Source organism: Roseivirga seohaensis subsp. aquiponti, assembly GCF_001267955.1.
GTDB classification, from domain to species: Bacteria; Bacteroidota; Bacteroidia; order Cytophagales; family Cyclobacteriaceae; genus Roseivirga; species Roseivirga seohaensis.
In genome coordinates this window covers 85,943-96,992 of sequence record NZ_JSVA01000003.1, presented here as the reverse complement: position 1 = coordinate 96,992, position 11,050 = coordinate 85,943, and the positions used below count along the sequence as shown (strand labels likewise).

14 protein-coding genes are annotated in these 11,050 nt (G+C 40.4%); 5 read left to right on the top strand and 9 right to left on the bottom strand.

Annotated features, from left to right (window positions below):
- Positions 1–204 precede the first annotated feature (204 nt).
- The 5 genes from OB69_RS01780 (at position 205) to arsB (ending at position 3,843) form a co-directional block, all read left to right on the top strand.
- Entirely contained in the window at positions 205–1,212 is a 1,008-nt protein-coding gene (locus tag OB69_RS01780; RefSeq protein ID WP_053221982.1) for an NAD-dependent epimerase/dehydratase family protein, read from the top strand.
- Between the two features lie 93 nt (positions 1,213–1,305).
- Positions 1,306–1,638 (top strand): ArsR/SmtB family transcription factor, encoded by a 333-nt coding sequence (locus tag OB69_RS01775; protein WP_053221981.1) that lies wholly within the window; start codon positions 1,306–1,308, stop codon positions 1,636–1,638.
- 42 nt (positions 1,639–1,680) lie between these two features.
- Positions 1,681–2,148 carry a DUF6428 family protein gene (locus OB69_RS01770; protein WP_053221980.1) on the top strand — a complete coding sequence of 156 codons (468 nt, stop codon included), beginning with the start codon at positions 1,681–1,683 and terminating at the stop codon, positions 2,146–2,148.
- A 19-nt stretch (positions 2,149–2,167) separates the two neighbouring features.
- A complete protein-coding gene (locus OB69_RS01765; RefSeq protein WP_245620763.1) occupies positions 2,168–2,800 on the top strand; it encodes a low molecular weight phosphatase family protein in 633 nt (210 codons plus the stop codon).
- Positions 2,797–3,843 carry an ACR3 family arsenite efflux transporter gene (arsB, locus tag OB69_RS01760; protein WP_053221979.1) on the top strand — a complete coding sequence of 349 codons (1,047 nt, stop codon included), beginning with the start codon at positions 2,797–2,799 and terminating at the stop codon, positions 3,841–3,843. Before OB69_RS01765 ends, arsB begins: the two co-directional genes overlap by 4 nt.
- A gap of 135 nt (positions 3,844–3,978) precedes the next feature.
- Here arsB and OB69_RS01755 read toward each other — a convergent pair whose 3' ends face one another.
- The 9 genes from OB69_RS01755 to OB69_RS01715 form a co-directional block, all read right to left on the bottom strand.
- Positions 3,979–4,452 carry a Dps family protein gene (locus tag OB69_RS01755; protein WP_053221978.1) on the bottom strand — a complete coding sequence of 158 codons (474 nt, stop codon included), beginning with the start codon at positions 4,450–4,452 and terminating at the stop codon, positions 3,979–3,981.
- Positions 4,453–4,470: 18 nt separating this feature from the next.
- On the bottom strand, positions 4,471–4,788 hold the full coding sequence (locus OB69_RS01750; RefSeq protein ID WP_053221977.1) for a rhodanese-like domain-containing protein: 318 nt from the start codon (positions 4,786–4,788) through the stop codon (positions 4,471–4,473).
- 5 nt (positions 4,789–4,793) lie between these two features.
- A complete protein-coding gene (locus OB69_RS01745; RefSeq protein WP_053221976.1) occupies positions 4,794–5,078 on the bottom strand; it encodes a rhodanese-like domain-containing protein in 285 nt (94 codons plus the stop codon).
- A gap of 105 nt (positions 5,079–5,183) precedes the next feature.
- The gene (locus tag OB69_RS01740; RefSeq protein ID WP_053221975.1) at positions 5,184–5,435 is read right to left on the bottom strand and encodes a hypothetical protein; all 252 of its coding nucleotides are present in this window, start codon (positions 5,433–5,435) and stop codon (positions 5,184–5,186) included.
- A gap of 14 nt (positions 5,436–5,449) precedes the next feature.
- Positions 5,450–6,178 (bottom strand): Crp/Fnr family transcriptional regulator, encoded by a 729-nt coding sequence (locus OB69_RS01735; RefSeq protein ID WP_245620762.1) that lies wholly within the window; start codon positions 6,176–6,178, stop codon positions 5,450–5,452.
- Positions 6,179–6,190: 12 nt separating this feature from the next.
- Entirely contained in the window at positions 6,191–6,394 is a 204-nt protein-coding gene (locus OB69_RS01730) for a YgaP family membrane protein (RefSeq protein WP_053221974.1), read from the bottom strand.
- A gap of 10 nt (positions 6,395–6,404) precedes the next feature.
- A complete protein-coding gene (locus tag OB69_RS01725; RefSeq protein WP_053221973.1) occupies positions 6,405–6,716 on the bottom strand; it encodes a hypothetical protein in 312 nt (103 codons plus the stop codon).
- A gap of 10 nt (positions 6,717–6,726) precedes the next feature.
- Entirely contained in the window at positions 6,727–9,933 is a 3,207-nt protein-coding gene (locus OB69_RS01720) for an efflux RND transporter permease subunit (RefSeq protein ID WP_053221972.1), read from the bottom strand.
- 40 nt (positions 9,934–9,973) lie between these two features.
- Complete coding sequence (locus OB69_RS01715) at positions 9,974–11,047, bottom strand: efflux RND transporter periplasmic adaptor subunit (RefSeq protein ID WP_053221971.1); 1,074 nt, start codon at positions 11,045–11,047, stop codon at positions 9,974–9,976.
- Positions 11,048–11,050: the final 3 nt, after the last annotated feature.

Here is an 11,050-nt window from a genome sequence, read left to right as displayed (position 1 = left end):
AGGCACTTCACAAAACTCGATAAAAATAACGAAACTCGAAGGTCTTTATATCACAGAAAGCACAACTCCGTAATTTAAATCCCTAGTTTTGCAGCCAGTTGGAAAACAGTTTTTCGACCTAAACAATTGATCTATTTTTTCGCTTTAGGTGGCTATGGTTGAAGAACAGCTTATTTCATTTCTAACTTTTCTAGGCAGTAATTCATGAACAACGAACTTTCTCTCGTTACGGGAGCCAATGGTCATTTAGGTTACAACCTAACTCGTCTTCTACTTTCCAAAGGACATACAGTTCGCGCTACGTTGAGAAATCTCAAAAATGCTGAAGCTTTAAATCAATTGGGCTGCCAAGTGGAATATGCAGACTTAATGGACAAAGTTTCTCTCGTGAAAGCATTTCAAGGCGTCACTCATCTTTATGCTGTGGGCGCTACTTTCCAAATGTGGTCGAAAAGCCCGCAAAAAGAAGTGTATGAGAACAACGTCACTGGTACCAGAAACCTGTTTGAAGCAGCCGCTGAAGCAGGTGTAAAGAACATTCTGTACATCAGTTCGATTGCGGCATTGAACCATTCCATTCTTCCAGCACAAGAGAAAAATGGCTACAATGATGACCGCAACAGCTGGTATTACAAATCAAAAAACGACTCTGACCAACTGGCACTTTCGCTGGGAAAAGAGTTTGGAATCAGAACTGTATTGGTGCTTCCTTCTGCTATGATTGGTAGTGTGGCGCATCGCCTGAATTACAGCAACCGCTTGGTATGGCAAATTCTTCAAGGTGATGTTCCGGTAGAAACCAATATTTCGCTCAATTGGATTGATGTGAAAGATGTGGCGCTCGGCAGCTACAATGCCATGCAAAAAGGCAGAGATGGCGAGCGATATACGTTGGCCAATGAAAAGCATACTACCGTGAAGGAATCGGTTCAAATTGCAGCAAATCTATATCCTGAATTGAAGCTTAGTATCCCTAAAAAAGTACCGAAATTCTTACTCTATGCAGTAGCGGGTGCTATGGAATTGGTAAGTAAAATCACTGGAAAAGAACCTTTATTACAACGTCACTACCTAGATATGTTCTATGGTTTAAAGCTTGATTACGATATCAGCAAAGCCAAAGAAGAATTGGGTTTTGAGCCTACGCCAGCAAAAGAAGCTTTGGAAAATGCTTTTAGGTATTTGAAAGAGGAATGGACCGGAGGTCAATAGTCATTGGTCATTAGACCTTGGTGAAAATAAAAACAATTCATCATTGCTAAACCAAAAATCTATCGTAATATTGCAATGAATAAATAATTAAGCATGGGCGTTACTAAGTCTGAAATATTTACGGAAGAGCAAAACAAGATTTCCATGATTGCGAAAGCCTTTGGTCATCCGGCCAGAGTCGCTATTCTTCAACACCTTTTTAAAATGAACACTTGCGTTTGTGGCGATTTGGTGGAAGAAATTGGTTTGGCGCAGCCTACCATTTCCCAACATTTGAAAGAGCTCAAAAACTTGGGTTTGATTAAAGGAAATGTAGAAGGAACTAGCGTTTGCTATTGTATTGATCAAGAAGCTTGGGCAAACATGCAAGAATTATTCAGTCAGTTTTTAAACCCTAATTTCAATACCCAAGGTGGGTGTTGTTAAAAAAATATTTTTCATTCATCGCAACATTGCAATAATAAAATTATGAAAATCTCAGAAATCAAAAATCACCTTAGCGGATTAAATCAAATCGCTTTTGAATTGCCTGATGGCAGCCTGGTTCCAAGTCACTTTCACGTAACAGAAGTTGGCCAAATCAACAAACACTTTATTGATTGTGGTGGCACTGTAAGAAATGAAGAAGTTGCCAATTTCCAGTTATGGGAAGCCAACGATTACGATCACCGACTTCACCCTGAAAAATTGGTTCACATTATTGAACTGTCAGAGAAAATTTTGGGCTTGAAGGATTTAGAAATTGAGGTAGAGTACCAAGGCTCAACGATTGGCAAATATGGCTTAGACTTTAATGGTACTAACTTCCTTTTAACCACAAAGCAGACTGCTTGTCTGGCAAGCGACAAATGTGGTATCCCTGCGGAAAAACCAAAAATCAAACTAAGTGAAGTTCAAACTGCAGGCGCTTGCACACCAGGTGGAGGATGCTGCTAAACCTTAAATCAACCTAATCATGACAAAGAATCCCATCACACAACTTCTACCGAATATTGAAGAATTTGTTTCTTCAATTTCGGTAGAATCAATTTCTAAGGAGCGTAAAACCGTACTTCAACCCCTGATTGATTACATACAAAGTAAGCAAGACCAAAAAGAAGACATAAAGCTCAACTTCATTTGCACTCATAACTCACGCAGAAGTCAACTGACGCAAGCTTGGGCGAAAGCGATGTCGATTCATTTCGGAATTGACATTCATAGTTTCTCTGGTGGCGTAGAAGTGACTGCCTTTAATCAAAGTGCTATTAATGCACTGATTAATAATGGCTTTAAAGCCGAACTGGAAGGAGAAACCAACCCTAAAGTGAGTCTTACTTTCTCGGAAAACCATGCCCCATTAGTCATGTTCTCTAAAAGATTTGATGATGCTATTAATCCAACCGAAGACTTCGCAGCCATTATGACTTGCTCAGATGCGGATGCGAATTGCCCCTTTATTGCTGGAGCAGAAAGGCGTATTCCTGTAAAGTATGACGATCCAAAATTATTTGATGGCACTCCGGAAGAAGCCGCCAAATACGCAGAACGCAGTCTACAAATCGCTACTGAAATGTTCTATGTTTTCTCACAAATTAATAAATCATGAGTCAACCAAAAAAACTAGGCTTTCTAGATAGTTACCTCACCCTATGGATTTTTATTGCGATGGGCATAGGCGTAGCACTGGGCTACTTTATCCCTTCAATTCCAGAAGTCATTAATTCCTACAGCAGTGGGTCAACTAATATCCCAATTGCTATTGGGCTGATTTTGATGATGTATCCGCCATTGGCTAAGGTGAATTACGGATTACTACCGAAGGTTTTTAAGAATGTAAAAATTCTTTCTATTTCCTTGATTTTGAACTGGATTATCGGACCTGTCTTGATGTTCATTTTGGCCATTACCTTCCTTCAGGATTACCCTGAATACATGGTTGGTTTGATTTTGATTGGCTTGGCCAGGTGTATTGCTATGGTATTGGTTTGGAACGATTTGGCCGAAGGAAGCAGCGAATATGGTGCTGGCTTGGTGGCATTAAACAGTATCTTTCAAGTGTTTGGTTATAGCTTTTACGCATGGCTGTTTATCACAATACTCCCTCCCTACTTCGGTTTTGAAGGTGCTATTGTAGATATCTCGATTGTGACTATTGCTGAAAGTGTTGCCATTTATTTGGGGATCCCTTTTCTAGCAGGAATGTTGAGTCGATTTATCTTAGTGAAATTAAAAGGCGAGCATTGGTACAGCACCAAATTCATCCCCACCATTTCACCAATGACCTTAATTGCCTTGCTCTTTACCATCGTGGTAATGTTCTCGCTCAAAGGTGAATTGATCGTTGAGATTCCGATGGATGTTTTGGTAATTGCCGTTCCGCTATTGATTTACTTTGCGCTGATGTTCATCATAGGCTTCTTTTTCAGTAAAGCCATGGGGGCAGAATATGATAAAAATGCAGCCATTTCGTTTACGGCAGCTGGCAACAATTTCGAGTTGGCCATTGCAGTAGCGATTGCCGTCTTCGGACTTAATTCGGGACAAGCATTTGCCGGAGTTGTGGGGCCATTGGTAGAAGTGCCTGCACTGATTCTATTGGTTCGAGTCTCCTTTTGGTTGAAGAAGAAATTCTATTCTCCCCAACCATAACATTATTAAGCGTTAGGTTTAAGCTATTCCATGGGTGCCTATGCAAAAACAATTGTTCACAATTGAGTTAAATCAAAAAAGGCTCCTTAACGACAATGCTAAGGAGCCTTCTACTTATCCGTTTCACCCTATCTTCTACTTCAAAAACGAAGAGTACATCCAAACTAGCTTTTCTTGTTCTCTGATGTAATCGCTCATTAAAGCGTTTGTTCCTTCGTCATTGGCATCAGCTGCTAAATCCAGAATTTCTCGTTGTAGCGTTATCACCATTTTAAAGGAGTTCAAGATGTTTTCTACAGCCCTTACTCCGTTGGTTACTTCGCTACTTTCTTTAATGGAAGAACTGGCAGCATACTTTGAGTAATTGTGCTCTGGAGTATGTCCTAATGTCAAAATTCGTTCTGCTAACTCATCAATTTTAAGTACTAAGTCATTGTACAACTCTTCGAATTTCAAATGAAGTTCGAAAAACTTCTCACCCTTGATATTCCAGTGTGCACCGCGTGTGTTTTGATAAAAAATTGAATAATTGGCCAAAAGCTCATTTAACTTTTCAGCTAATTTTTCGGCTTTGTTGTTTTCTAACCCAATTGCGTTTGTGTTGTCCATAATTTCTAGGTTTAATGTCTATCTAATTTTATGCTGAAGACTCGACCAACCACCACCATTATACACTTGTGTATATCCGTTGGCTTTTAAAATATTCTTGGCCGAAGCGCTTCTCATACCCGAAGCACAGCAGGTAATTATAGGCTTATCTTTATTCTTCAACCTACTTAAATTCGAACCCAAAGTATCTACTGAAATATTCATTGAGCCTTTGATATGTCCGCCTGCAAATTCGCCCTTCGAGCGTACATCTAGAACAACAGCTCCCTGCTGAACTAGTTCCTTAAAATCTACTTTTGGCCCTAAACCGAACAATCTTTTTAATCCTTCTAACATTGCTCTTAAACGTTTTTTGACTGAACATAATTTACATCTAACCAGCTGCCTCCATTGTAGCACTCGATGCCGTAGCTCGAAAGAAATTGTTCTGCTTGGCCGCTGCGATTTCCTGATGCACAACACAATACCAATGGTGCCTTCATGGCTTTAAGTTCTTCAATCCGCTGAGGAACCTCAGGCAACGGAATGTTTACCGAATTGGCTACATGCCCTCCCCTAAATTCTTCTGGCGAACGTACATCCACTATACTGGCTTTACCCTGATTGATTAGTTCTTCTATATTCATTGCTTCTTATTTTATCTCACGCTTATTTTCAATGAAACAAATGTACAATCTCTATGTATTGGACTTAGTTACATTTGTTACAGAACAAGAAATCAGTTGTGAAATTTACCTCGGTCTTTTTTTGAAATACCTGATTAATTCAAGGATCAAATACACCCAAGGGGTACCATGCAAAACAAAATCAAAGTAGTCCATGATTTGCATTCCGTTGGCGCCTCCCATTACCCATTTTATTTTGCCCCAAATGTGAGGCTCGGGCGTAAAAGGTGCCAAACCAAGGGTAAGCACTAAAACAATGGCCAATTTTAAATTTCCATTTCCTTTTTCATCTGTTTCGCTCTGCTTACCCTTTTTCATCAGTAAATCTTGGTTTACAATATTTCTATGCAGTTTCTATGCAACTCAATTTTACCATCGGCCTCCAAACCTTTCAACAATCTAGACACCACTACCCTAGAGGTGTTTAACTCATTGGCAATTTGCTGGTGCGTTTTCTGAATTTTGAAAGTGCCCGTAGCCTGCTGTGTATCTAATAAATATTTTAAAAGCCTTTCATCCATGTTATGAAAAACTACACTATCGATAGTGGTAAGTAATTCATCGAAACGAGTTTGATAAGAACTAAAAACGAACTTTCTAAAACTCAAATATTTCACCATCCAAGCGTCTAAATAGCTATTCGGAATCATCCAAACGATAGAGTCTTCTTCGGCCATTACATGAAAGCCCGTATTTCTCCCTTCCAAGCAACAGGCAATTGACATTGCGCAAGTCTCACCGCCTTCTAAATAGTAAAGAAACACCTCATTTCGTTGTTCGTCTTGACGCATTACCTTAAGCAATCCCTGCAAAACGATGGGCATTTCGCCTCCTCCTTGGTCTGATCCAAAAATCAGCTCTCCAGCTTTTACCTTTTTGAGCCTTCCCGCAGTTCTAATTTCGTCTGCAAGCCTCTCTTCAAGACCAGAGTTGGCCAACATTTTATCTAAAAGCTCATTCATATCGTCAATTTCATAATCGGCTAATCGCTGATTTAAAGATAAGCTGAAAACCCCAAAATCTTGAGAAATAAGACAAATGAATCCACTCGTTTTCGGCAAAAATCTATGCTTTTAACAACAAGTTTTTGCCGAATCTCTCAAGCCAAATTTCTTTAAAATAATATCCATCAAACACCAATTCGTAAATGATGATTGAAGCAAATTAGCGCCCACAAAAGCGGTAAACCACAACCAATTTTGATTTACATAAATTGATAATAGTATGCTGGCTAAAATGAAAGTACCGGCTATTGCATGTTTTACTCTTGTTACCATTATATTCTTTTTAAATGTTATTCATTCTTTTAATGCTCATTACTGCCACGTGAATTTTCGACTCTGATTCTTGGCTTTCATTTAGGTTTCTGATCTGCAACATTACCTCGTCTACAATAAGCGTAGGTACAAAGGCATAGAATAAAACAGACTGACGTTCGCCAATGCTCGAGGCAAACCAATTGGCAGAGATGGGTTCACCTTCTGGATCTTTATAACCCGTTACATCCATATAGGAGAAGGTTTTGACTCCTGCTTTTTTTAGCAGGCCTTTGATGTCCTTTTCAAAAGCCCTTGCCGCTGTGATTATTAATAATTCCATGATCGTCTGATTAATGGTTTGATGATTTATTCTCCCACTTTTTGCGTTCGGTCATATAGTAAATAAGCGGAACAACAATGAGGGTGAGCAAAGTGGAAACGATTGCCCCTGCTACCAATGAAATGGCCAAGCCCTGAAATATAGGATCGAAAAGGATGATGGATGCACCAATCACTACCGCACCAGTGGTGAGTAGAATGGGCTTAGTACGTACCGCACCGGCATCCACGATGGCTTGTTTTATAGAAGCTCCTTCGTTTAGTCTGATCTCTATAAAATCGATCAGCAGCACCGAATTTCTTACCATAATTCCAGCCAAAGCAATCATTCCGATAAAGGATGTGGCTGTGAAAAATGCTCCTAACATCCAGTGGCCTAACACTATACCCACCAACGAAAGCGGTATAGCAATCATCATTACAATTGGCGTTTTGAAGTTCTGAAACCAGCCGACAATCAGCATGTAAATGATCACGATCACCACCAAAAAAGCAGTTCCTAAGTCTCTAAAAACCTCCATGGTAATTTGCCATTCTCCGTCCCATTTCACGGTATAATCCGACTCATCTTCGGGTTGACCCATGTACATTTCGTTAACCGAGTAGCCTTTCGGCACAGTAAGGTTTTGAATTTGCTCGGTCATGCCCAAAATGGCATAAGCAGGACTTTCTAAATCTCCAGCCATATCGGCCAAAACATACACCACGCGCTTCTGGTCTTTGTGATAAATTGTAGGTTGGAGCGTGTCTTTTGTTACTTTGACCAAATCGCTCACAGTAACTAAATTACCTTGCTGTCCTTTGATTTTAAGCCCCTCAATATCTTGCAGACTGGACTTGTCTTTATCGTCTAAAGCCAATACAATACCCACAGGGTTATTGGCGTCTTGGTCGTAGAAACTCGACACAGGATATTCTTGCATAAGGTAAGTAATACTTCCCACCACTTGCTGAGGAACAATTCCGTGCATCATGGCTTTTTCGCTATCTACCTCGAACCTGTATTCTGTCTGTCCATCCTCTACATTCCAGTCAACATCAACCACATCTTGTGTATTCAGCAAAAGCTCTTTTACTTGGGCAGCCAGCTTGATTTGTTCATTATAATCAGGACCATAAATCTCCGTCACTAAGGTTGAAAGTACGGGCGGGCCAGGTGGCACTTCTACGAGTTTTACATTTGCATTATGCTTAGCACCTATCGCCTGAATATCGGCACGTAGCATTTTGGTAATGTCATGGCTTGACAAGTCACGATCAGCTTTATGCAACAGATTTACTTGTATATCGGCCTGGTTGCTTCCTCCGCGTAAATCGTAATGCCTTACCAAACCATTAAAAGTGATGGGTGCCGAACTGCCTACATAATTCTGATAACTCACTACTTCGGGCACATTGGATAAATACTGAGCGATTTCTTGAGTCACAGCCGCAGTACGCTCTAAGGTGGTTCCTTCAGGCATATCAATTACCACTTGAAACTCATTCTTATTATCGAAAGGCAGCATTTTAACCACCACCGACTGGTTGTAAAACATGAACATTGAACCCAAGAGCAATACCACCGTAGCACCCAATAGCACCCATCTTTTTGTTTTACTCTCTAAGAATGGAAATTCTATGGCTTTATAGGCCTTATAAATAAAGGTAGTTTCGTATGCTTTTTCCTCCTTCTCTTCTCCACTTTCTTTTTCACGAAGAAAATGGTAGCCTAAATATGGAGTGATGGTTAAGGCAATAAACAATGAAAGAATCATGGCAATAGATGCTCCAATTGGCATTGGACTCATATACGGACCCATCATGCCCGACACAAAAGCCATTGGTAAAATGGCAGCAATTACAGTGAATGTGGCCAAAATAGTTGGGTTACCTACTTCATTGATGGCATAAATAGCCGCTTGCTTGAAAGGCAGTTTCTTCGACTTAAAATGCCTGTGCATGTTTTCAGCAATGATAATACTATCATCTACCACAATACCCACCACAAAAACCAAAGCAAAAAGCGTGATTCGGTTAAGTGTATAACCCAGCATGTAGTAACTGAAAAGCGTAAGGGCAAAAGTGAGTGGAACAGACAGAAACACGACCAATCCGCCTCTCCAGCCCATGGAAAGCATTACCAATACAGTTACAGCAATAATGGCCACTCCCAAGTGCAATAGTAGTTCGCCTACTTTGTGCGAAGCCGTTTCACCGTAATTTCTAGTAATCGCTACCTCAACATCGTTCGGAATCAAGTTCCTTTTCAAACCCTCTACTTGTGTAAGGATTTTATCTGCCACTTTCATGGCATCGGCACCTTTTACTTTGGCTACAGAAATGGTTACCGCAGGGTATTCTGAAGGAAATGAAGCATATTCTTCGTTTGCCTTGCCATAACCAAACGACACATAATTACTAGATGATGATGGCCCATCTACAATTTTAGCCACCTGACTTAAATAAACGGGTAAGTTTTTATTCACCCCTACTACCAACCGCTCCACCTCTTCAACTGAAGAAAGGAACTTACCCGTTGTAATCAGAAATTCTTGATCGTTTTGAACAAACTTGCCCGACTGGGAACTGCTGTTGCTGGCCTGAATAATCTGCATAATCCCCATCGGATCTACGCCATTTTCAGCCATCTTATCTTTGTCCAGCACAACTTTAAGCTGTCTGGTTCTTCCACCAATTACTTTGGTAATGGCTACATCACTTACTTTTTCAATCTCAGTGGTTAACTCCTCAGCCATTTGTCTAAGTTGAAAATCACTATAGTTTTCACTCCAGAGTGTGATTCCCAACATTGGCACATCGTCAATGGACCTTGTTTTCACCAATGGCTGATAAACGCCTTCGGGGAATATGCCTTTGTTTTTTTCGAGCTCATCATAGAGTTTCACATAGGAACGCTCTACATCTTCGCCCACAAAGAATTGAATGATGAGCACGGCTTGGCCATTCATTGACATACTGTGAACATGCTCTACGCCTTTAATATTGGAAATGATTTTCTCCAAAGGCCTTACCACACGGTTTTCAATTTCCGTTGGATTTGCCCCTGGGTAGCCAATCATAATATCGGCCATGGGTACGATTATTTGCGGTTCCTCTTCTCGCGGAATAAGAAACGAACTGTATACACCAACGATCATCAGTGCCACCATAAGCAGTACAGTCAGCTTAGAGTTGATGAATAGATTGGCTATTTTTCCTGAAATTCCTTCTTGCATTTCTGTCTCGTTAAATTGTTTTCAATCGGACTTACAAGTCTTAAAATGTAACTTTTGCTCCGTTGTACAGCTTGCCTTCATGGCTTAGAATAAAGTGCTCGTTTTCTCCAAGTCCAGAAATCACCTCTACTTTTTCGTTATAGGTTCTTCCCAATCTTAACCACCTTAGAATAGCGATTTTGTCATCCGTCACTACATAAACTCCAGTCAATTGCCCTTTCTGAATCAATGCGCTAGTGGGTATCATAATTTGAGAAGTCTCAGTTTCCGTTGAATTCGTAGCGAACTTCACGTTCACGAACATGCCCGAACGCAATGCTGGGTCAGTTGCTTTGATAGCAATTTTCACCAAGTATTGACCACCCGTATTTTGTGCCGAAGGGCTCAACTCTATGATATTTCCTTCAAATTCTTTCTCAATAGACTTTACATAGACCATCGCTTTTGTGTCTTCCGTAATGTTTGAAATGTCAGATTCTGAAATAGAAGCCACCACCTGATAGTTCTTAGCATCTTCCAAAGCAATAAGTGGCATCCCTGGATTGGCCATCATGCCTTCTTTGATAAATGAGTTGACCACCACACCAGAGAAGGGTGCTTTGATATTGGAGTAAGCAAATTGTGCCTCCACTCCTTTTTTCATTTGTTCAGCGGCTTCCACATTGGCTTTGGCCACTTCAAATCGAGTGGTCATGTCGTCCAATTCCTTCTGTGAAGCACTTCCTTTTTCAAACAATGATTTAAACCGTTGAAAGTCTGTTTCTGCATTCTTTAAGTCGCTTTTAGCCTGAATGATTGAGGCTTCTACCTGGGCTTTTTGGGCAATTAAATCGGCATTGCTAATGTTAATGAGTGTTTGTCCTTTGCTTACTTTATCACCCACTTTTACATGAACCTTAGTCACATTGCCCATCATTCGGGTACTTAAATTTGCATTTTGACCTGCTTCAATTTTTCCGCTGGCAGCTATATAGCCTGCCGATTCAGAAGCATTTACTTGGGCAACTTTTACAGGCACTGAAGGAAGTTCAGTGATTTCTTTTTGTTCCGTTGTGCCACAACCTACCGTTAGGATTGCTGCAAATGATAGAAGTATATATTGGTATGTTTTCATCGT